Annotated in this window: 15 protein-coding genes and 1 pseudogene; 13 read left to right on the top strand and 3 right to left on the bottom strand. The window is 66.9% G+C overall.

Annotation, left to right across the window (positions count from 1 at the left end):
- Positions 1-146: 146 nt before the first annotated feature.
- A complete protein-coding gene (locus tag ACHMXB_RS06090; RefSeq protein WP_395403662.1) occupies positions 147-1,172 on the top strand; it encodes a TerC family protein in 1,026 nt (341 codons plus the stop codon).
- Between the two features lie 174 nt (positions 1,173-1,346).
- On the opposite strand, the gene ACHMXB_RS06095 is transcribed toward ACHMXB_RS06090, so the two are convergent.
- Entirely contained in the window at positions 1,347-2,702 is a 1,356-nt protein-coding gene (locus ACHMXB_RS06095; protein ID WP_395403664.1) for an alpha/beta fold hydrolase, read from the bottom strand.
- Positions 2,695-3,195 carry a GNAT family N-acetyltransferase gene (locus tag ACHMXB_RS06100; protein WP_111902609.1) on the bottom strand — a complete coding sequence of 167 codons (501 nt, stop codon included), beginning with the start codon at positions 3,193-3,195 and terminating at the stop codon, positions 2,695-2,697. The genes ACHMXB_RS06095 and ACHMXB_RS06100 overlap by 8 nt, the downstream gene beginning before the upstream one ends.
- Before the next feature lie 175 nt (positions 3,196-3,370).
- Here ACHMXB_RS06100 and ACHMXB_RS06105 point away from each other — a divergent pair, with 175 nt between their 5' ends.
- Positions 3,371-4,150: a 4'-phosphopantetheinyl transferase family protein gene (locus tag ACHMXB_RS06105; RefSeq protein WP_395403666.1), complete on the top strand. Its 780-nt coding sequence runs from the start codon at positions 3,371-3,373 to the stop codon at positions 4,148-4,150.
- Positions 4,151-4,177: 27 nt separating this feature from the next.
- Here the strand turns inward: ACHMXB_RS06105 and ACHMXB_RS06110 are convergent, their stop codons facing one another.
- Positions 4,178-6,724 carry a DEAD/DEAH box helicase gene (locus ACHMXB_RS06110; protein ID WP_395403668.1) on the bottom strand — a complete coding sequence of 849 codons (2,547 nt, stop codon included), beginning with the start codon at positions 6,722-6,724 and terminating at the stop codon, positions 4,178-4,180.
- A 127-nt stretch (positions 6,725-6,851) separates the two neighbouring features.
- On the opposite strand from ACHMXB_RS06110, the gene ACHMXB_RS06115 reads away from it, so the two are divergent.
- The 11 genes and pseudogenes from ACHMXB_RS06115 to whiA all read left to right on the top strand — a co-directional run bounded on the left by ACHMXB_RS06115 (position 6,852) and on the right by whiA (position 21,646).
- Positions 6,852-7,625: a trans-aconitate 2-methyltransferase gene (locus ACHMXB_RS06115; RefSeq protein ID WP_395403670.1), complete on the top strand. Its 774-nt coding sequence runs from the start codon at positions 6,852-6,854 to the stop codon at positions 7,623-7,625.
- Between the two features lie 137 nt (positions 7,626-7,762).
- Positions 7,763-9,559 carry an ABC transporter ATP-binding protein gene (locus tag ACHMXB_RS06120; protein WP_395403672.1) on the top strand — a complete coding sequence of 599 codons (1,797 nt, stop codon included), beginning with the start codon at positions 7,763-7,765 and terminating at the stop codon, positions 9,557-9,559.
- 13 nt (positions 9,560-9,572) lie between these two features.
- A pseudogene (locus ACHMXB_RS06125) lies at positions 9,573-11,433 on the top strand (ABC transporter ATP-binding protein).
- Positions 11,430-11,807: a GntR family transcriptional regulator gene (locus ACHMXB_RS06130; RefSeq protein ID WP_395403674.1), complete on the top strand. Its 378-nt coding sequence runs from the start codon at positions 11,430-11,432 to the stop codon at positions 11,805-11,807. The pseudogene ACHMXB_RS06125 and the gene ACHMXB_RS06130 overlap by 4 nt, the downstream one beginning before the upstream one ends.
- A gap of 59 nt (positions 11,808-11,866) precedes the next feature.
- A complete protein-coding gene (gene uvrA / locus ACHMXB_RS06135; protein WP_395403676.1) occupies positions 11,867-14,791 on the top strand; it encodes an excinuclease ABC subunit UvrA in 2,925 nt (974 codons plus the stop codon).
- A 275-nt stretch (positions 14,792-15,066) separates the two neighbouring features.
- Positions 15,067-15,783, top strand: a complete 717-nt coding sequence (locus ACHMXB_RS06140) for an HAD hydrolase-like protein (RefSeq protein ID WP_395403678.1) — start codon at positions 15,067-15,069, stop codon at positions 15,781-15,783.
- On the top strand, positions 15,770-16,438 hold the full coding sequence (locus tag ACHMXB_RS06145; protein WP_395403680.1) for a lysophospholipid acyltransferase family protein: 669 nt from the start codon (positions 15,770-15,772) through the stop codon (positions 16,436-16,438). Before ACHMXB_RS06140 ends, ACHMXB_RS06145 begins: the two co-directional genes overlap by 14 nt.
- 73 nt (positions 16,439-16,511) lie before the next feature.
- Positions 16,512-18,605 (top strand): excinuclease ABC subunit UvrC, encoded by a 2,094-nt coding sequence (gene uvrC, locus ACHMXB_RS06150; protein WP_395403682.1) that lies wholly within the window; start codon positions 16,512-16,514, stop codon positions 18,603-18,605.
- Between the two features lie 113 nt (positions 18,606-18,718).
- The gene (rapZ, locus tag ACHMXB_RS06155) at positions 18,719-19,642 is read left to right on the top strand and encodes an RNase adapter RapZ (RefSeq protein ID WP_111902628.1); all 924 of its coding nucleotides are present in this window, start codon (positions 18,719-18,721) and stop codon (positions 19,640-19,642) included.
- Positions 19,642-20,655 carry a uridine diphosphate-N-acetylglucosamine-binding protein YvcK gene (yvcK, locus tag ACHMXB_RS06160; RefSeq protein ID WP_190603124.1) on the top strand — a complete coding sequence of 338 codons (1,014 nt, stop codon included), beginning with the start codon at positions 19,642-19,644 and terminating at the stop codon, positions 20,653-20,655. The genes rapZ and yvcK overlap by 1 nt, the downstream gene beginning before the upstream one ends.
- A gap of 10 nt (positions 20,656-20,665) precedes the next feature.
- Positions 20,666-21,646 carry a DNA-binding protein WhiA gene (whiA, locus tag ACHMXB_RS06165; RefSeq protein ID WP_003805560.1) on the top strand — a complete coding sequence of 327 codons (981 nt, stop codon included), beginning with the start codon at positions 20,666-20,668 and terminating at the stop codon, positions 21,644-21,646.
- Positions 21,647-21,749 lie beyond the last annotated feature (103 nt).

The raw sequence follows: 21,749 nt of genomic DNA on the forward strand, positions 1-21,749 counted from the left end.
TAGGGGAGTATCCCAAGCGCTACGAACGTCAACACGCAGGGCACCGATGCCCTGCCGGGCGTAGCGGGCAGCCACATCAGCACCAAGTGCACAGGTTCGCCGGAGAGACTTACACCGGTTTTCTGTACCCTGCGAAAGGCATTTTTGTGGAACTTCCCGTCTGGTTCGAGGTCGGCTCGTTCGTCGTCCTCGGCATCATCCTCCTCATGGACCTGCTTCTGGTAGTGCGCCGCCCGCATGAGCCCTCCATGAAGGAAGCCGGCCTCTGGGTGGCCTTCTACGTGGCACTGGCCCTCGTGTTCGCCGGTGCCATGTTCGCGTTCACGGGACCCGAGTACGGCAGCCAGTTCGTGGCCGGCTGGGTGACTGAGTACAGCCTCAGCATCGACAACCTGTTTGTCTTCATCATCATCATGGCCCGCTTCTCCGTGCCCCGTAAGTACCAGCAGGAAGTGCTGATGGTGGGCATCATCATCGCGCTGGTCCTGCGCGGCATCTTCATCATGCTCGGCGCCATCGTGATCGAGCAGTTCAGCTGGGTCTTCTACATCTTTGGCGCCTTCCTCCTCTGGACCGCCTGGAAGCAGGCGCAGGACGAGGGCGAAGACGAAGAGGACAAGGAGAACGCCCTCATCGGCAAGCTCCGCAAGGTCATCCCCATGTCCGAGAAGTTCGACGGCGGCAAGCTGCGCACCACGGTGGACGGTAAGAAGGTCTTCACCCCCATGGTGATCGTCTTCATCACCATCGGCATGACCGACCTGCTCTTCGCGGTCGACTCCATCCCGGCGATCTTCGGCCTGACACAGAGCGCCTTCATCGTCTTCACGGCAAACATCTTCGCCCTGATGGGCCTGCGGCAGCTGTACTTCCTGCTCGGCGGCCTGATGAACCGCCTCATCTACCTGAAGCACGCGCTGTCCATCATCCTGGCGTTCATCGGCGTGAAGCTGATCCTGCACGCCATGCACGTCAACGAGCTGCCGTTCATCAACGGCGGGCACCACATCGAGTGGGCCCCGGAAATCCCGACGTACGTGTCCCTCGCGGTCATCATCGGCACCATCATCATCGCCGTGATCGCCAGCCTGGTGAGCTCCGGCGCGCAGAAGGCCAAGCTGGATGCCCGCCTCGAGGAAGACGCCCGGAAGAGCCTGAGCGACGTCGACTAGGCTTCCGCCGCCAGTCCCAGCGGAAAGCAACCCCGGCCACCTGGTGGCCGGGGTTGCTTTGTTCCCGGAACGTCGCGGGTCAGATACGCGAACGGGCAGGTAATGCCCTCAAATCCCCGTTTTGAGGGCATTACCTGCCAGTTCGCGCGGCTTGTGGATCTGTTGGCGCTGGGCTTAGCGGGCGGAGCGCACCATGCCGAGCAGGCGGCCGAAGATGGCCTCACCGTCGTCCGCGATGCCGTCGTGGTGGAACTCGCCGGTTTCCCACGTGTTCAGCTTGCGGACCGCGGCGGCGGTCTCCATGGAGAGCCCGTGGTCCACATAGATGTCCTCGCGGTAGACTGCGGCCGCCGCGGGCACGAGGTTGGCAGCAAGCTGCGCGGTGTCATACAGCGGCTTCCAGTCAGCCTTGGCCGCCAGCAGTTCCGCCACTTCCCGCAGCGGGCGAAGGGCAGGGTCCTGTTCGAAGTACCACGGGTAGACCATTTCGCCGGTCAGGAGCGGCTCGGCAGCGTCCGGGCTGAACTCCGGGAACTCCTCGAGAACCCGCCAGGCCGCCCAGCCCGTGGCGGCGTTCTGGCCGTAGATGGACTCATGCATCAGCGCGTACAGCGGATTGGCTGCCCGCGAGACCAGGGGGCGGACCTGCTCCAGGAACTGATCCGAGAGCCGCGGACCGCCGGCCGCCTCAACAAAGGCGTCCTCCAGCAGGTTGTGCAGCGTGTCCACCCGGGTGTTCCCGCCGAGGAAGGACCCCACCATCTGGAATCTCTCCACTGTGAGGGGAGAACCGTCCGGGAGGTACTCCGCCGTAATGCGGAGGTGGGTGGCGATGCGGTTTACCGCTTCCCGGTCCTCGGGGTACCAGCCGAAGTACTCCGCGTTGCGGGCTGCCACCCGCCTGAAGGTCTCGCGGTAGACCCGCTCCGGGGAACCGGTGAGCGGGGCGAGCCCTCCGGTGATCAGCACCTCGCGCAGGCCCCTGGGCGCGAACGACAGGTAGGTAAGCGCGCAGAAGCCGCCATAGCTCTGCCCGTAGACAGTCCACGGCTCCGAGCCGACCGCCTGGCGGATGAGCTCGGCGTCCGCAATGATCGAATCGGCCCGGAAGTGCTCAAGGTACCTCGCCTGCGCAGCCGCATCCCCGCGCAACGGCAGGGTATTGCGGTCAATGGGGGAGGACAGGCCGGTGCCCCGCTGGTCCAGCATCAGGATGCGGAAGTCCTTGGCGGCTGCCTTGCTCCAGCCGCCCAAGGAGGCGAAGCGGTTGCCGCGCCCGCCGGGACCGCCCTGAAGATACAGCAGCCATGGCAGTTCGGCGGCTTCTGCCTCCGTGTGCTCGGCGGACACGTACTCGCGGGCGAAGACTGTGATGGTCTCGGCTGCGTCCTGTCCGCCCTGGCCGGGAAAGTGGTCCAGCGGGAGGGTGAAGCAGTGTTCTGCGGTGCGCATGCCGCGGAAGTTGTGCCGGGCGCGGACTGTATGCACCGGGCCCGCATGTACTGTGGCGTCCAGTGCTGCCTCAGCCATGGACACCGGCCTCGCTGCGGCTACCGAACTCTGCCAGCGCCGTTCCGGTCAGCCGGAACGTGGACCATTCCTCCATCGGGAACGCCCCGAGCTTCCGGTAAAAGTTGATGGACGGTTCGTTCCAGTCCAGGACGCTCCATTCCACGCGCGCGTAGCCACGTTCGACGGCGGTCGCCGCCAGATGCTGCAAAAGGGCCTTCCCGTGGCCCTCGCCGCGCGCCTCCGGGGTGACGTAAAGGTCCTCCAGGTAGATTCCGTGCACGCCTTCCCACGTAGAGTAGTTCAGGAACCAAAGTGCGAAGCCACGCACGTCGCCGGCCTCGTTCTCGGCCATGTGGGCGTACACGCGCGGGTTGCTGCCGAAGAGCACCTCGGTGAGCATCTCGGGGGTGTTCCGGACGGCGTCGGGCTCCTTTTCGTAGACAGCCAGCTCGTGGATCAACTGCAGGATAACGGGAACGTCGGCGGGTGTGGCGGGACGGATTACACTCATGAGTCCGAGCTTACTGGGTCCGCGCTTGCTGGATCAGGGCGGCAGCACGCAGGGCAGGGTGCGGCCGGAGTATAGGCTGTTGATTCCCATGACCTATCTACAGTGCAGCAGCCCTTCTGCGGACGGTGCGAACAGGGCGGCAGTGCCGGGAACTCACCGTGTCCGTCTGGCTGCCGTGAGGCTGTCCAGCGTAGACCTCGGGCAGGCCGATACTTTGGACGACGGTGAGCGGCAGCGGGCGGCGTCGTTCGGTTCCGGAATTCAGCGGGACAGGTTTCTGGCCGGACGCATCGCGTTGCGGCGCCACGCCGCCGAAACTGCAGGGATGGGCGCCGCGCAGCTCCCGGCAGAGTACGTTTGCCGGGAGTGCACGAGGGACGACCGTGTGCACGGCATGCCCCGGTACCAGGTCGGTCCGTCCGGTCCGGCTGTCTTGGCGAGCCTGAGCCAGGCTGGGGACTGGTGCCTGCTGGCCGCCACTACTGACGAGCGGGTTTTGGGGGTCGGCGTCGACCTGGAGGGCAGCACAGCCGCAGGCTTCGACGGGTTCGGGCTGATTGCCCTTTCGGAGCGCGAGCGGGAACACCTGCAGAGGGTGCAGCCTGCCCTCCGGCCAAGCTTCCAGACACTCCTGTGGACGCGCAAGGAGGCAGTACTTAAGGCGCTGGGCAGGGGGTTGGCCGCCGTCGACCCGGCTCTGGTGGACGTTGCCGGACCCGTTCCCTTGCTGCCGGGCTTCCTGCAGGCACCCTCCGCGCCTTCTGTGACGGGCGTGCCCCTGATGGGCGTGGCGCAGACGGGCGTGCCTTTAGCCACCGGCATGGCGCAGGCGGATTGCCTGGAAGCCAGCGGTCACGGATGGCTGGTCGACACCGTGGATCCGGAGTCAGTGGGGCTGCCGGATTCGTTCACTGCGGCAATCGCGCTCCACGGGACGCCCGGTCCGTTTGCCTAAACAGGTCCGTAGCGCCCGGTCCGCCTGTCAGAGCCGGTTCGCCCCGGTCACCCGAACCACCGCTGTGCCGGTCTCGTCCGAGGCGGCCAGATCCACCTCCGCGGAGATCCCCCAGTCATGGTTGCCCGCCGGGTCATCGAAGATCTGCCGGACCTTCCAGACTCCGGGCTCCTCGGTGATGATGAGCAGGCCGGGCCCGCGTGCGTCAGGGCCGGTGCCGATGTCGTCGTGCTCGTCGAAGTAGTCGTCCAGGACGTCTTCCCAGCGGTCGGCGTCCCAGCCGGCGTCGCCGTCGAGCTCGCCCAGGGCAGCGGCGTCCTCGTCAGCAAAAAGCTCGACGCGCCGGAACATCTCGTTCCGGACCATGACCCGGAAGGCCCGGATGTTGGACGTCAGCGACGGCGGCGGGGGCGGCGGTGCGTCGTGCGGCGTCGGGGCGGCACCGGAGGCCAGTTCTTCCCATTCGTCCAGCAGGCTGGAGTCGACCTGCCGCACCAGCTCACCGAGCCAGGCAATCAGGTCCTCGAGGTCCTCCCGCAGCGCATCCTGCGGGACGGTCTGCCGGAGCGCCTTGAAGCCGTCCGCAAGGTACCGCAGCACGATGCCCTCGGAGCGGGCCAGGCCGTAGAACTGCACGAACTCGCCGAAGTTCATGGCGCGCTCGTACATGTCCCGGATGATCGACTTGGGGGCCAGTTCAAAATCGCCCACCCACGGCGCCGCCTTGCGGTACACCTCGAAGGCCTCGCCCAGGATTTCCGCGAGCGGCTGGGGATAGGTGACGTCGTCGAGCATGGCCATCCGCTGCTCGTACTCGATGCCGTCCGCCTTCATGGCGGCCACGGCCTCTCCGCGTGCCTTCTTCTGTTGGGCGGACAGGATCTGCCGCGGCTTCTCCAGCGTGGCTTCAATCACAGAGACGACGTCGACGGCGTAGGAGGGCGACTCGGGGTCCATCAGGTCCAGCGCTGCCAGCGCAAACGGGGAGAGCGGCTGGTTCAGGGCAAAGTTCGGCTGCAGGTGCACGGTCAGGCGCACCGTGCGGCCGTCCGTTCCCTGCTCCGCAGCCGGGATGCGCTCCACAACCTCGGCCGCGAGCAACTCCCGGTAGATCCCCAGTGCCTTCTTCATAAGCCGAAGCTGGGAAGGGCGGCCTTCGTGGTTCTCCGTGAGGAGCCGGCGCGCCGCGGCGAACGGGTCGCCCGGACGCTCCATGAGGTTCATGAGCATCGCGTGGGTCACGGTGAAACTGGAGGTCAGCGGGTCCGGAACGGAGTCCACCAGGCGGTTGTAGGTGGGCTGGCCCCAGGACACGAACCCCTCCGGCGGCTTCTTCTTCACCACCTGGCGCAGCTTCCGCTGGTCGTCGCCGAACTTCGCGGTGGCTTTGGCCATCGCCTTGACGTTCTCCACCACGTGCTCGGGGGCCTGCACCGCCACGGTGCCGGCCGTATCGTAGCCGGCACGGCCGGCCCGTCCGGCAATCTGGTGGAACTCACGGGAGTTGAGCAGGCGGGTGCGTACGCCGTCGTACTTGCTCAGTGCGGTGAGCACAACGGTGCGGATGGGAACGTTGATTCCCACGCCCAGCGTGTCCGTGCCGCAGATGACCTTAAGCAGGCCGGCCTGGGCCAGCTGCTCCACGAGGCGGCGGTACTTGGGCAGCATGCCGGCGTGGTGCACCCCGATGCCGTGCCGGACCAGGCGGTTCAGCGTCTTGCCGAAACCTGCCGCGAAGCGGAAGTTCGCGATGAGCTCGGCGATCTTGTCCTTTTCCTCGCGCGTGCACACGTTAATGCTCATCAGCGTCTGGGCGCGCTCGATGGCCTCCGCCTGGCTGAAATGCACCACGTACACCGGCACTTCCCGGGTACCCAGCAGTTCTTCGAGGGTCTCGTGGACCGGCGTCTCACGGTAGTAGTAGTGCAGCGGAATGGGGCGCTCGGCCGAGCTGACGGTGGTGGTGGGCCGTCCGGTGAGTTCGGTCATGCCGGCTTCGAAGCGGCTGACGTCGCCCAGCGTGGCGGACATGAGGAGGAACTGCGCCTGCGGGAGCTCCAGCAGCGGAACCTGCCACGCCCAGCCGCGCTGCGGATCGGAGTAGAAGTGGAACTCGTCCATGATCACGGCGCCCAGCTCGGCCGCGGCACCTTCACGCAGGGCGGTGTTGGCCAGGATCTCGGCAGTGCAGCAGATGATCGGTGCGTCCTGGTTCACGCCGGAGTCGCCGGTGATCATGCCGACGTTCTCCGCCCCGAAGATCTCGCAGAGGGCGAAGAACTTTTCGGAGACCAGGGCCTTGATAGGTGCGGTGTAGTAGCTGCGCTCGCCCCGGGCCATCGCCTGGAAATGGGCCGCAATTGCGACCAGGGACTTGCCTGATCCGGTGGGCGTCGCCAGGATCACATTGGCGCCGGAGGCCAGCTCCATGATCGCCTCGTCCTGCGCCGGGTAGAGCTGCAGGCCGCGGCTCTCGGTCCACTCCACGAAGCGCTCGTACAGCGTGTCCGGATCCGCGCCGGTTCCGGAGGTGATCCGTGCGGACGGGGCGGGGAGCTGTTCAACGAGTTTCATTGCCTTCCAGCTTAGTGCCAGCGCGTCCCTGAACGGTTTCGTGCCGGCCCGGCGCTAGGCTCGCTGTGCCAGGACAAACGTTACTGAGTGAGCTTCAGCGACGCTTCAACGAACAACCGGAGGCCATGTGTGGGATCCCGCCAAATACGTGCAGTTCGGGGACTACCGGCAGCGCCCGTTCTTTGACCTGACCGGCCGCGTCCTCGCCGACGCCCCGCGGCAGGTGGTGGACCTGGGCTGCGGCCCAGGAAACCTGACCGCCACGCTCGCAGCCCGCTGGCCTGACGCCCGCGTGGTAGGCCTGGATGCCTCAGCCGAGATGCTGGCAACGGCCGAACAGCACCGGCAGTCCGCCCCGGGGCTCGAGTTCAGCCTCGGCGACATCGCCTCCTGGCTGCCCTCTGAGGACACGGACGTGGTGGTGAGCAACGCCGCGCTGCAATGGGTCCCCGGGCACCCGGAACTGCTGACCGGCTGGCTGGCGGCGCTGAAACCGGGAGCCTGGTTCGCGCTGCAGGTGCCGGGCAACTTCACCTCCGCGTCCCACACCCTGATGCGCGACGTCGCCGAGTCACCGAAGTGGGCCGGGAGGCTTGCCGGCGTGCTGCGCCACGATGAGGCGGTGGCGCACCCCGCACGCTACCTGGAGATCATGCTCGACGCCGGGTGCACGGCCGACGCGTGGGAAACCACCTACCAGCAGGTGCTCACCGGCGAAAACCCGGTGCTGGACTGGGTGCGGGGCGCAGGCCTACGGCCCGTGCTGGCCGCGCTGTCGCCGGAGGACGCCGCCGCGTTCGAGGCCGAATACGGCGCACGGCTGACCGAGGCCTACCCGCCAACTCCGCACGGCACGGTGTACCCGTTCCGCAGGATCTTTGCAGTGGCCCGCAAGCTCTAACGCAGCATGCTCCCGGCACGGCGCGCCACCCGTCCCGCCACCTCCCGCGCGGTCCGATGTGATCTGGCTTACAATGGCCAAGCGGTTATTGGGGGCCGACCCAGGCTCCCATACGCCCAGGCGATGAAGGAGGCGCGGTGCTTTTCGGCCTGATGCTCCGCCTCCTGGGTGAACACCGGACGGCTGTCTGGGCGATCATCGCGCTGCAGGTGGTGCAGACCGCCGGAAACCTGCTGTTACCGACGCTGAACGCGAGCATCATCGACGACGGGATCCTCGCCAACCAGCCCGGGGTGATCCTGGGACTGGGCGGCTGGATGATGGTGCTCACCGCTTTGCAGGCTGCGGCCGCCCTGGGCGCAGGGTACCTCGGGGCCGATGTCGCCATGAAGATCGGCCACCGCCTGCGGCGCGAGCTGTTCTCCCAGGTCCAGGCCATGTCGTCCCAGGAGATCGGGACATTCGGGACGGCCAGCCTCGTCACCAGATCCACCAACGACGTCCAGCAGATCCAGACCTTTGCGGTCCTGGTCTTCACCATGCTCGCAGCGGCGCCGGTCATGGGCATCGGCGGAATCATCCTGGCCGTCCAGCAAAACGCTTCCCTGTCCGCCGTCGTCATTGTCATAGTCCCGCTGCTGGTGCTCATCATGTACCTGATCGTGCGCCGCCTCATCCCGCTCTACCGGACGGGGCAGGCACTCATCGACGGCATCACCCGGATTCTCCGCGAACAGATCATCGGCGTCAACGTCATCCGCGGCTTCGTCCGGCAGAAGCACGAGGCGGCCCGCTTCGCGGAAGCTAACCGGAAGCTGACGCGGAACAACCTCCAGTCCGCCCTCCTGGTGGCCGGCATGCTGCCGATGATCATGATCGTAGTGAACCTCTCCTCGGTGGCCGTGGTCTGGTTCGGCGGCCACCTGATCACCAGCGGCAGCATGGAGGTGGGCGCCCTCACGGCCTTCATCGCCTACATCCTGCAGATCCTGCTGGCCATCATGATGGCCATGTACGTACTCAGCACCGCACCGCGCGCGGCTGTCTGCGCTGAACGGATCCAGGATGTCCTGGATCTCACCCCGGCTCTGGGCCTGGCCGGCCCGGCGGAACGCGCCGGGACCCGTCCCGGCGCCGCGGCGCAGGCCCCGCCGAAGCCGGGTGCCGCTGACGGCGGGGCCCGGCCCGTCGGCGGGGGAGTGGAGTTCAGCCACGTCTGGTTCGCCTACCCCGGGGCGGAGTCCCCCGTCCTGGCCGACATCTCCTTTACCGCAGTCCCGGGCACCACCACGGCCATCATTGGGGCCACCGGCAGCGGCAAGACCACACTGCTGAATCTCCTGCCACGGTTCCTGAATGCCACGTCCGGCGAAGTCCGGTTGGGGGGAACCGACGTCAGGACCCAGCCCGCCGACCGGCTGCGGGCGCGGATCTCCATGGTGCCCCAGCATTCCTATCTCTTCTCGGGCACCGTGGCGAGCAATCTGCGGATGGCCGCGCCGGAGGCCACCGAGGACGAGCTGTGGCAGGCCCTGCAGCTGGCGCAGGCCGGGGACTTCGTGCGCCGGCTCCCGGACGGCCTCCATGCGGCCGTCGCCCAGGGCGGGGCCGGGCTTTCGGGCGGGCAGCGGCAGCGTCTCTGCATCGCCCGCGCCATGCTCCGCGCCGCGGACCTCTACCTCTTTGACGACAGTTTTTCCGCCCTGGACTATGCCACCGAGGCCGCGGTCCGGGAGGCAATGGCGCCCACGCTGGAAGCAGCCACGGTGCTCCTGGTGGCCGAACGCATTCCCACCATCATGGGCGCGGACTGCATCCTCGTGCTGGAGGAAGGCCGGCTGATTGCCCAGGGGACCCACGCCGAACTGCTAGGATCGTCGCCCACCTACCGGGAGATCGCCGAATCCCAGCTTGCCCTGGACGAGCAGCCATGAGCAGCGGGCGGACATGAGGGGCACCCACGCGGCCAGGCGCGCCACCGGCAGTTTCCTGCCGGCAGCCAAACGCCTGCTGGGCCTGCTGCGGCCGTCCAGAGGAAGGATGGCCCTGGCCGTCGCGGCCACCTGCGGCTTCGCCGCCCTCAACGTGGCGGCTCCCAAGCTCCTCGGTGACGCCACCGACGTCGTCGTCGACGGTTTCATGCACGGAACGTTCGACGCCGGCAGGCTGGCCGCGCTGCTGGGCGTGGTATCGCTGATGTATGTCGGGACCTCCGTCTTCAACTGGGTCCAGGGCATGCTGACCGCCCACGCGGTGCAGCGGCTCGTCTTCAGCCTCCGCGCCGCCGTCGAGGACAAGCTGCACCGCCTGCCGTCGTCGCACTTCCACGAGCAGGCCAGGGGCGATGTCCTCAGCCGGGCCACGAACGACGTCGACAACATCTCCCAGGCCCTCAACCAGCTGCTCACGCAGCTGATCATGTCCGTGCTAATGCTGTGCGGCTCGCTGGCCATGATGCTGTGGATCTCGCCGCTGCTGGCCGCTATCGCCCTGGTGTCCGTTCCCGTGTCCACGCTGATAACAGTCTTCATGGCCCGCCAGTCCCAGGCCTATTTCGCCGCCCAGTGGTCATCCACCGGTGAGCTGAACGCCCACGTCGAGGAATTCATCACCGGACACGAGGTGATCAAGGCGTTCGGGCAGCAGGACACGGCGTCGGCCATCTTCGGCCACGGCAACGACCGGTTGGCCCGCGCCAGCGCGCGCGCCCAGTTCGTCTCGGGAGCCGTGCAGCCGCTGATGGTCTTCGTCGCCAACCTCAACTACGTGGCCGTGGCCGTGGTGGGCGCCCTGCAGGTGGCGGCCGGGGCAATGACCATCGGTGGCATCCAGGCGTTCATCCAGTTCAGCCGCCTGTTCACCCAGCCAATGGGGCAAATTGGCGGCATGCTCACGCTCATGCAGTCCTGCGCGGCCTCGGCTGAGCGGGTCTTCGCCCTGCTCGACGAGCCTGAGGTTCCACGCGAGGACGGCGTTCCGGTCCACCAGGAGAACCTGCGCGGCCGGATTGACTTCGAGAACGTCTCCTTCGCGTACACCCCGGGGATGCCGGCCCTCAGTGGGCTGTCCTTCTCCGTCCTGCCGGGCCAGACGGTGGCCATCGTGGGCCACACGGGTGCGGGCAAGACCACCGTAGTTTAACCTCCTCATGCGCTTCTACGAACTGGATTCGGGCCGCATCACGATTGACGGCACGGACATCGCCACGGTCCCCGTGGACGCGCTGCGGTCCAACTTCTCCGTGGTCATGCAGGACGTCTGGCTGTTCAGCGGCACCGTGCGCGAAAACATCGAATATGGCTCGCCGGGGGCGGATGATGACCACATACTGGCAGCGGCCGAGGCCAGCCACGTGGACCACTTCGTCAGGTCGCTGCCCGCCGGCTACAGCACGGTCCTGGGAGACGACGGCGATTCGCTGAGCCAGGGCCAGCGGCAACTGATCACCATCGCCCGTGCTCGGCTCGCCGACCGGAGCGTCCTGATCCTGGACGAGGCAACGAGTTCCGTGGACACCCGGACCGAGATGCAGATTAAGCTCGCAATGAACCGGCTGCGGCACGGCAAGACAAGCTTCATCATTGCGCACAGGTTGTCCACAGTGCGTGACGCTGATCTAATTCTGGTCATGGATCACGGACGCATTGTTGAACAGGGGACGCACAGCAGCCTGCTGTCCGTGGACGGCCATTACAGGCACCTGTATGAGGCCCAATTCCGCGGCCTGGACCCCGAACTCGGCGCGGTCCGCCGGCAGCGCGGAAGGCACGCCGCGGGCCAGCAGCGCTACCGGGAGTCGGGCCTGTGACCGCCGATGCCTTCCCGGGGCGGTGGAAACCGAACACCGGCAGCTCCGTGGCCCTCTTCGAGCAGCTGAGGCTGCATGTGATCGAGCAGGCGGACCAGGGGAAGCTCGCTCCCGGCACACGGCTGCCGGCGGTGCGGAGCCTTGCCGAAACCCTCGGCGTCGCACCCCATACCGTGGCGCGGGCGTACAAGGAGCTCGAAGCTGCGGGCGTCGTCGCCACCAAGGGTCGCAACGGGACGGTGGTCTGCGCCCGCGACGAGCGTTGGGGTGCGCTGTCCGAGGCCGCGGCAGATTATGCCGCGGCAGCCAAATCCCAAGGCGCAACATTCGCCCAGGCGGTCCACCTGCTGGCTGCCGCTTACGACGCCGAGTAACGGCGTGGCATAGCACACCCGCGTTTATATTCGAAGAAGTTTTCGACTAGCATTAGTGGGTGCCTAAAGCCGTAGCTGAAGAAACCGCTGTTGCCCCCTCCGCCGTCGTCCCCCTGAACCCCGCCAACCCGGTGCGTCCGGACCTCTCCCGGCTGGTGGTCAAGGGCGCCCGTGAGCACAACCTCCGCAACGTCGACCTCGACCTGCCGCGTGACGCCATGATCGTCTTCACAGGCCTGTCCGGCTCCGGGAAGTCGTCGCTCGCCTTCGACACCATTTTCGCTGAGGGCCAGCGCCGCTACGTTGAATCGCTCTCGGCCTATGCCCGGCAGTTCCTGGGCCAGGTGGACAAACCCGACGTCGACTTCATCGAAGGCCTGTCGCCTGCGGTCTCGATCGACCAGAAGTCCACGAGCAAGAACCCGCGCTCCACCGTGGGCACCATCACCGAAATTTACGACTACATGCGCCTCCTGTGGGCACGGGTGGGCCGTCCGCACTGTCCCGTCTGCGGTGAACCCGTCATCAAGCAGACCCCGCAGCAGATCGTGGACCAGCTGCTCGAACTTGAGGACGGGACCCGTTTCCAGATCCTCGCTCCGGTGGTACGTGGCCGCAAGGGCGAGTTCGTGGACCTCTTCAAGGAGCTGACGGCGAAGGGCTATTCCCGCGCCCGGGTGGACGGCGACCTCGTCCAGCTGAGCGATCCGCCCAAGCTGGGCAAGCAGTTTAAGCACACCATCGAGGTGGTGGTGGACCGGCTGGTGGTCAAGGAGGGCATCCGGCAGCGGCTGACCGACTCCATCGAGACGGCGCTCGGCCTCGCCGAAGGGCGCGTCCTGGCCGACTTCGTTGACCTCGACGCCGACGACGCGCACCGCACGCGGGCCTTCTCGGAAAACCTGGCCTGCCCCAACGAGCACCCCCTGGCCATCGATGAGATCGAGCCCAGGTCCTTCTCGTTCAACAACCCGTTCGGTGCCTGCTCGGCCTGCAGCGGCATCGGCACGCGGCTGGAAGTCGACGAGGAACTGATCATTCCCAACCCGGAGCTTGCGCTCGAGGACGGGGCAATCGCGCCGTGGTCCCTGGGCACCGCGACTACCGAGTACTGGAACCGGCTGCTCGGGGGCCTCGCCAAGGAGCTCGGGTTCTCCATGACCACGCCGTGGCAGGACCTTTCCGCTGACGTCCGGCAGACCGTCCTGCACGGCAAGGACCACAAGGTGGTGGTGCAGTACCGCAACCGGTTCGGCCGGGAGCGCAAGTACAGCACGGGCTTCGAAGGCGTGGTGCAGTACGTGCACCGCAAGCACACCGAAACGGAGTCCGACTCCGCCAGGGACCGCTACGAGGAATATATGCGGCAGATCCCCTGCCCCGCGTGCAACGGCGCCCGGCTGAACCCGGCGTCGCTCTCGGTTCTCATCAACGGCAAGTCCATTGCCGACGTCGCGCGGCTGCCAATGCGCGAATGCGCGGCATTCCTGGACAACCTCGTGCTGACCGGCCGTGAGGCGCAAATCGCGCACCAGGTCCTCAAAGAGATCCAGGCCCGCCTCACCTTCCTGCTGGACGTGGGGCTGGAGTACCTGAACCTGGAACGCCCCTCCGGCACCCTCTCCGGCGGCGAGGCCCAACGCATCCGGCTGGCCACCCAGATCGGCTCGGGCCTGGTGGGCGTCCTGTACGTCCTGGACGAGCCGTCCATCGGGCTGCACCAGCGGGACAACCGGCGCCTGATCGAAACCCTGACCCGGCTCCGGGACCTGGGCAACACCCTCATCGTCGTCGAACATGACGAGGACACCATCCACGAGGCGGACTGGATCGTGGACATCGGCCCGGGAGCCGGCGAGCACGGCGGAGAGGTGGTCCACTCCGGGTCCTACAAAGCGCTCCTGGAGAACACGAAGTCCCTCACCGGGGACTACCTCTCCGGCAGGAAGAGCATCGACGTCCCCAAGAAGCGGCGCAAGTACGACAAGAAGCGCGAGCTCAAGGTGGTCGGCGCCCGCGAGAACAACCTCGTTAACGTTGATGCGGCCTTCCCGCTGGGCCTGTTCACGGCGGTCACCGGCGTCAGCGGCTCGGGCAAGTCCACCCTGGTCAACGAGATCCTCTACAAAGTCCTTGCCAACAAGCTCAACGGCGCCAAGCAGGTAGCCGGCCGGCACAAGACCGTCCAGGGCCTCGAGCACCTGGACAAGGTGGTGCACGTCGACCAGAGCCCGATCGGCCGCACGCCGCGCTCCAACCCGGCCACGTACACGGGTGTGTTCGACCACATCCGGAAGCTCTTCGCCGAGACCACGGAGGCCAAGGTCCGCGGTTACCTCCCGGGACGGTTCTCGTTCAACGTCAAGGGCGGGCGGTGCGAAGCCTGCTCCGGTGACGGCACGCTGAAGATCGAAATGAACTTCCTGCCGGACGTCTACGTTCCCTGTGAGGTCTGCCATGGTGCGCGGTACAACCGGGAGACTCTCGAGGTGCATTACAAGGGCAAGACCATTGCCGATGTGCTGAACATGCCGATCGAGGAGGGAGCCGAATTCTTCGCCGCTTTCTCCCCGATTGCCCGCCACCTCAGGACACTCGTGGACGTCGGCCTGGGATACGTCCGGCTCGGCCAGCCCGCCACCACGCTGTCCGGCGGTGAAGCGCAGCGCGTAAAGCTCGCGGCCGAACTCCAGAAGCGGTCCAACGGGCGCAGCGTCTACGTGCTGGACGAGCCCACCACCGGGCTGCACTTCGAGGACATCCGGAAGCTGCTGATGGTGCTGCAGGGTCTCGTGGAGAAGGGCAACACCGTCATCACCATCGAGCACAACCTCGACGTCATCAAGAGCGCCGACTGGATCGTTGACCTTGGACCTGACGGCGGCTCCGGCGGTGGCAAGATCATTGCCTCGGGTACACCCGAGCAGGTCTCCAAGTCCTCGGAAAGTTACACCGCGAAGTTCCTGGCCGAAATCCTCGGCTAGCGCGCCAACCAGCCTGCACGCCAGGACCAACAGCGCAACGGTTCGCGAACGCCAGGACTGATAACGCAACTGCGGCCCGCCAGACTAACTGGCGGGCCGTCTGCGTCCCATGAGTCCCGCCGTCGTCCCCGTTTCATTGGAGTTTTTGTCCAGATAATGGCCGCTAAACGCCTCCGAAGTCACGATACGAGGACAAAAACTCCAAATACCCACGGAAGTATTCCACGGAGGGCATACGAGTTTGAGCAGGCGTGCCATCGTGAGAAACTAAGCCGGTGACTTCAACAACAGTGCCCGTGATCTTCGACCTGGACGGCACTCTTGTCGATCCGGCCGGCGGGATAACAGACGGAATTGCCGCGGCCCTCACGGAACATGGCCTTCCTGTCCCCAGCCAGGACCTTCTAGACGCGATGGTGGGTCCCAAGCTGAGCGACTCGCTGCTGAACGTCGCGGCTGTTCCGCCAGCCATGCTCAAGGCGGTCATCCGGACGTACCGGATGCATTACCTGGACGTCGGCATTTCCCAGAGCCTCCTGTACCCGGGGATCGTCGACCTGCTCGACGGCTACGCGGAGGCAGGCCGGCCCGTAGCCGTGGCGACGCAAAAGCCGGAAGGCCTTGCCCAGCTGGTGCTTCAACACCACAAGATTGCCGGCCGGTTCCGCGCCATCAGGGGGTCAGCCGCAGATGAGACCGCGGCCGCAGCCGGCCCGGTCGGAAAGACCGGCATCATCGCCGCGGCCATGACGGACCTCGGCACGCAGCACGCCGTGATGGTCGGCGACCGTGCACAGGACGTGGCAGGAGCGCTGGCCAACGGACTCGACTGCATCGGCGTCAGCTGGGGTTTCGCGCCCGACGGCGAACTGGAGGCAGCGGGAGCTGTGGCTGTCGTGCACAACACCGCCGGCCTGCGGGCCAAGGTCGAGGAGCTGGAGAACGTCCGCGCCGCAGCCCTGAGCGAGGTGCGCAACGATGGAGCTGTTTGACGGGGTCCGCTGGACGACGCGGACCCTCATCTCCGGCAGCTGCCGGCCCACCGTCATCGGGCTGGAGAACGTGCCCAAGAGCGGGCCGTTTATTGTGGCGCCGAACCACCTCTCCTTCCTGGACAGCGTGATTGTCCAGGCGCTCATGCCCCGGCCTGTCGCGTTCTTTGCCAAGGCGGAGTACTTCACCACCAAGGGCATCAAGGGCCGCGTGATGAAGTCCTTCTTCGAGGCAGTAGGCTCCATTCCGGTCGAACGCGGGGAACAGGCCGCGAGCGTGCAGGCCCTCAAGACACTGCTGGACATCCTCGAGGACGGCAGGGGCATCGGCATTTACCCCGAGGGCACCCGGTCCCGCGACGGAATCCTGTATCGCGGCCGGACCGGCGTCGGCTGGCTGGCCCTCACCACCGGCGCCCCAGTGATCCCGGTGGGACTGATCGGCACCGAGAAGCTGCAGCCCGCGGGCCGCAACGCTGTGAAACCCCAGCACTTCATCATGAAGGTGGGGGAGCCGATTTACTTTGACAAGACCGGGCCGGACCATTCCCTCCCCGCCCGGCGCCAGGTGACCGACAAGATCATGGACGCCATCGCAGAGCTCAGCGGCCAGCAGCGCTCCACCAGCTACAACCAGAGCAAGGTCATCGAGTAGGCGCTGCTTCCGGGCGGTTCCGTCAAGATGGCCGGCGGCAATCCGCAGCCCCGCAGCTCAGTAGACTGGAATCGTGGCAGATCCATCAAGTTATAGACCCCAGACGGGTGAGATTCCGACCAATCCGGGTGTTTACAGGTTCAGGGATCCCCATGGGCGGGTTATTTACGTCGGCAAGGCCAAGAACCTCCGGTCGCGCCTGAATTCGTACTTTGCGAACCCGGCGGGGCTCCTGCCCAAGACCCACGCCATGGTGCACGCGGCCAGCAGCGTCGAGTGGACGGTGGTGGGCAGCGAGCTGGAATCCCTCCAGCTGGAATACACCTGGATCAAGGAATTCAAGCCGCGGTTCAACGTGGTTTTCCGCGACGACAAGACGTATCCGTACCTTGCCGTCACCATGGGCGAGAAGCTGCCGCGCGTGCAGGTCATGCGCGGCGAGCGGCGGAAGGGCACCCGGTACTTCGGCCCCTACACGGCCGGCGCCATCCGCGAAACCATGGACACCCTGCTGCGGGTCTTTCCGGTGCGGAGCTGCAGCGCGGGTGTGCTGAAGCGTGCCCAGGCCAGCGGCCGGCCCTGCCTGCTGGGCTACATCGACAAATGCTCGGCCCCGTGCGTCGGCCGCGTCACCCCGGAGGAACACCGAGCCCTGGCCGAGGACTTCTGCGCGTTCATGGGAGGCGAGGCCAAGCGGTTCATCGCCCGGCTCGAAAAGGAGATGGGGGCCGCCGTCGCCATCCTTGACTACGAACGCGCCGCCCGGCTGCGTGACGACATCACTGCCCTCCGGAAGGTCTTCGAGCGGAACGCCGTGGTGCTGGCCGAGGACACCGACGCCGACGTTTTCGCCCTGCACGAGGACGAGCTCGAAGCGGCCGTCCAGGTGTTCCACGTCCGGGGCGGACGGGTCCGCGGACAGCGCGGCTGGGTGGTCGAGAAGGTGGAGGACTTCACCACCCCAGACCTCGTCGAGCATCTCCTCCAGCAGGTCTACGGCGAGGACGCCGAGATCCAGGGCCGGCTTCCCCGCGAGGTGCTGGTTCCTGTCGAACCGAGCAATGCGCAGGACCTGGCTGAGTGGCTGGGCGGCCTCCGCGGCGCCAAGGTGGATATCCGCGTCCCGCAGCGCGGGGACAAAGCCGCCCTCATGTCCACGGTCCGCGAGAATGCCGAACACGCACTACGGCTCCACAAGACCCGGCGTGCCGGCGACCTGACCGTACGGTCGCAGGCGCTGCAGGAACTCCAGGAGGCCCTGGAGCTCCCAGTTCCCCTGCTGCGCATCGAGTGCTACGACGTCTCCCACGTCCAGGGCACCAACGTGGTGGCCTCCATGGTGGTGGTGGAGGACGGGCTGCCCAAGAAGTCCGACTACCGCAAGTTCTCCATCACCGGCGCCGCGGCCACGGACGACACCGCCGCGATGCACGACGTCCTGACGCGCCGTTTCCGGCACTATCTCGTGGACAAGACCGCCCAGGTTGAGGCCGCCGAACTGGTCGCGACGCCGGCGGCCGTGACCGGCGCCAACGTGACAGGCGCCAACGGGACGGCGCCAGGAGCAGGCGCTGGAACCAACGGGACCAATAAGGCGGCCGCTGCCGCCGTGGACGCCGCGCTGTCCGACACCACCACGCCGGCGCCCAAGGCGAAGTTTGCCTACCCGCCCAACCTCGTGGTGGTGGACGGCGGCAAGCCACAGGTGAACGCGGCCGCCCGGGCACTCGAGGCGCTGGGCGTCGACGACGTCTACGTCGTCGGGCTTGCCAAGCGACTCGAGGAGGTCTGGCTGCCGGACAGCGACTTTCCCGTCATCCTGCCCCGCTCCTCGCAGGGCCTCTACATGCTGCAGCGCATCCGCGACGAGGCGCACCGCTTCGCCATCTCGTTCCACCGGCAAAAGCGCGGCAAGGCGATGACCGTCTCCGCCCTCGACGGCGTGCCCGGGCTGGGCGATTCCAAGCGGAAGGCGCTGCTCGCCCACTTTGGCTCCGTGAAGAAGATCAAGGCGGCATCGGCGGCGGAACTGACCGCGGCCAAGGGTGTGGGGCCGGCGCTGGCCGCGGCCATTGTCACCCACTTCAGCGCGGGCGGCGCGGGCGGCGACTCGGACGAGTCGGTTCCGGCGATCAACATGACTACCGGGGAAGTGCTGGAAACTTAGCCCGCGCCCCGAAACTTGGTTAGGGTAAGTACGGGAAATCGGCGTGTGCCGCAAACAGCAACCCGCGCAGAAACTGCACGTGGGAAGCAACAGCAGGAATGAGGCTGGAATCAATGGCAGAGTCGACGGCGGAGTCCAGCACGGAAGAGGACGGCCTGACACCGGTCAAGCCCGCCGAAGCGGAACTGCTCATCGTGACCGGGATGTCCGGCGCAGGCCGCAGCACCGCCTCCGATGCGCTGGAGGACCACGGCTGGTACGTCGTCGAAAACCTGCCGCCGCAGATGCTGGGGACGCTGGCTGAACTCGTGTCCCACGCCCCGCAGTCCATTCCCAAACTTGCGGTGGTGATGGACGTGCGCAGCAAGGCGCTGTTCGCCGACATCCGCGCCGCGCTCCGTGCGCTCGAAGTCAGCGGCGTCACCTTCCGGGTGCTGTTCCTCGACGCCAGCGACGACGTCCTGGTCCGCCGCTTCGAACAGGGCCGGCGCCCGCACCCGCTGCAGGGCGGCGGCCGGATCCTGGACGGCATAGCCGCCGAACGTGAGCTCCTCAAGGAGCTGCGCGACTCCTCGGACCTCGTCCTGGACACCTCGTCGCTGAACGTGCACGGGCTAGCCACCGCGATCACCGAACTGTTCACCGAAACCGGTCCCATCGCGATCCGTCTGAACATCATGAGCTTCGGCTTCAAATACGGCCTTCCCGTGGACGCCAACTACGTGGCCGACGTCAGGTTTATTCCGAACCCGCACTGGGTGCCGGCGCTCCGGCCGCACACCGGCCTTGACCAAGACGTCAGCGAGTACGTCCTCGGAGCCGAGGGCGTGCCGAACTTCGTGGAGCGCTACGTCCTCGCCCTGGAGCCTGTCCTGGAGGGCTACCGCCGGGAGAACAAGCACTACGCCACCATCGCCGTCGGGTGCACGGGCGGAAAGCACCGCTCGGTGGCGGTCGCCATGGAGCTCTCCAAACGGCTTGCGCAATATCCGCGGGTGACCGTGACCACGACGCACCGGGACCTGGGCCGGGAGTAATGGGGGTTCTTACCGGCCCGCTGCCTTTGATTCCGCCGGCCGGCCTGACCGGTTCCCAACAGGACAAGGGGCCCACCGTCGTCGCACTCGGCGGCGGCCACGGCCTTTCGGCCTCCCTCTCGGCACTGCGGCTGCTTACTTCCGAACTGACCGCAGTGGTCACCGTGGCGGACGACGGCGGGTCCTCCGGCCGTCTCCGCGAGGAGTACGGCGTCCTTCCGCCCGGTGATCTCCGGATGGCCCTGTCCGCCCTCTGCGATGACACGGACTGGGGCCGCACCTGGCGCGACGTCATGCAGCACCGGTTCCGGTCCGCCCGCGGCGGCGCCTCGCTGGACGAACACGCCATGGGAAACCTGCTGATCGTTACGCTCTGGGAACTCCTGGGTGACGCGGTGGCCGGCCTGAAATGGGCCGGTGCGCTGCTCGGCGCCCGCGGACAGGTTCTTCCCATGTCCACCGTTCCGCTGACCATCGAGGGCGACGTCCGCGTGACCGCCCCGGACGGCAGCAGCACGGTCACCACCATCACCGGGCAGGCCCGCTGCGCCGTGGCCGGCTCGCTGGAGAGCGTCCGGCTGCTTCCCGAACAGGCTCCCGCCTGCGTTGAGGCCCTGACCGCGATCGAGCTTGCCGACTGGGTAGTGCTGGGTCCAGGCTCCTGGTACACCTCCGTGCTCCCGCATCTGCTGCTGCCGGAAATGCGCCAGGCGCTCTGCGATACGCCGGCGAAGCGCTGCCTCACCATGAACCTCGCCATGGACACCAAGGAAACGTCGGGCATGTCCGCCGCGGACCACCTTCACGTCCTGCGCGACTACGCGCCGGAGTTCAGCGCGGACGTGGTGCTCGCGGACCCGGCCTCCGTTTCGGACCTGGCCGAGTTTGAGCGGGCAGCGGGGATGATCGGCGCCGAGGTTGTCTTGGGTAGAGTAGGGGCTTCGGGCCGGCGACCGGTCCATGACCCCTTGCGGCTGGCTACGGCCTACCAGGATATTTTCGGGAATAGTTAGGAAAGGTGCCATGGCACTGACAGCATCAGTCAAGGAAGAACTCTCCCGCCTGGACATCAAGAAATCATCAGTCCGCAAGGCTGAGGTCTCGGCCATGCTCCGCTTCGCCGGGGGACTTCACATCATCTCGGGCCGGATCGTCATCGAGGCCGAAGTGGATCTGGCGTCCACCGCCCGGCGCCTGCGCGCCGCCATCGCCGAGGTCTACGGGCACCAGAGCGAGATCATCGTCGTCTCCGGCAGCGGCCTGCGCCGCGGCAGCCGGTACGTTGTCCGCGTCGTCCGCGACGGCGAGGCGCTGGCACGGCAGACAGGCCTCCTTGACGGCCGGGGACGGCCCGTGCGCGGGCTGCCGTCCGTCGTCGTCAACGGCTCAGCCGCTGACGCCGAAGCCGTGTGGCGGGGCGCCTTCCTGGCGCACGGGTCACTGACGGAACCCGGCCGGTCCTCGTCCATGGAGGTCACCTGCCCCGGTCCGGAATCCGCCCTCGCGCTGGTCGGCGCAGCCCGGCGGCTCGGGATACAGGCCAAGGCCCGGGAAGTCAGGGGAGTGGACCGTGTGGTGATCCGAGACGGCGACACCATCGCCGCGCTGCTCACCCGGATGGGCGCCCACGACGCACTCATGGTCTGGGAAGAGCGGCGCATGCGCAAGGAAGTGCGGGCCACCGCGAACCGCCTCGCCAACTTCGACGACGCCAACCTGCGCCGCTCCGCGCAGGCCGCCGTGGCCGCCGGCGCCCGGGTGGACCGGGCCCTGGAAATCCTCGGCGACGACGTTCCGGACCACCTCAAGTACGCCGGCGAACTCCGGGTGGCCCACAAGCAGGCCAGTCTCGACGAACTTGGCCGCCTCGCCGATCCGCCCATGACGAAGGACGCCATCGCCGGGCGCATCCGCCGGCTGCTGGCCATGGCGGACAAACGCGCCTCGGATCTTGGCATCCCGGGCACGGATGCCAATGTGACGCCGGAAATGCTGGACGAGTAACGGCGCCCATAGAATCAAGACCAGGTGGCGGCTGTTGCCGCCATCGGAGTTTTCCGGATGACCCGTCATCCGGGATGCACAATCCGAGAGTTAGCACAACCGG

The sequence above is a fragment of the Arthrobacter sp. UC242_113 genome (assembly GCF_044054585.1).
Taxonomy (GTDB): Bacteria; Actinomycetota; Actinomycetes; order Actinomycetales; family Micrococcaceae; genus Arthrobacter.

Excerpts from the sequence above, each read along its gene's own strand:
- ACHMXB_RS06145 (WP_395403680.1), top strand. The coding sequence starts at position 15,770 with ATGGAGCTGTTTGACGGGGTCCGCTGGACGACGCGGACCCTCATCTCC.
- rapZ (WP_111902628.1), top strand. The coding sequence starts at position 18,719 with ATGGCAGAGTCGACGGCGGAGTCCAGCACGGAAGAGGACGGCCTGACA.
- ACHMXB_RS06110 (WP_395403668.1), bottom strand. The coding sequence starts at position 6,724 with ATGAAACTCGTTGAACAGCTCCCCGCCCCGTCCGCACGGATCACCTCC.
- ACHMXB_RS06095 (WP_395403664.1), bottom strand. The coding sequence starts at position 2,702 with ATGGCTGAGGCAGCACTGGACGCCACAGTACATGCGGGCCCGGTGCAT.
- yvcK (WP_190603124.1), top strand. The coding sequence starts at position 19,642 with ATGGGGGTTCTTACCGGCCCGCTGCCTTTGATTCCGCCGGCCGGCCTG.
- whiA (WP_003805560.1), top strand. The coding sequence starts at position 20,666 with ATGGCACTGACAGCATCAGTCAAGGAAGAACTCTCCCGCCTGGACATC.
- ACHMXB_RS06100 (WP_111902609.1), bottom strand. The coding sequence starts at position 3,195 with ATGAGTGTAATCCGTCCCGCCACACCCGCCGACGTTCCCGTTATCCTG.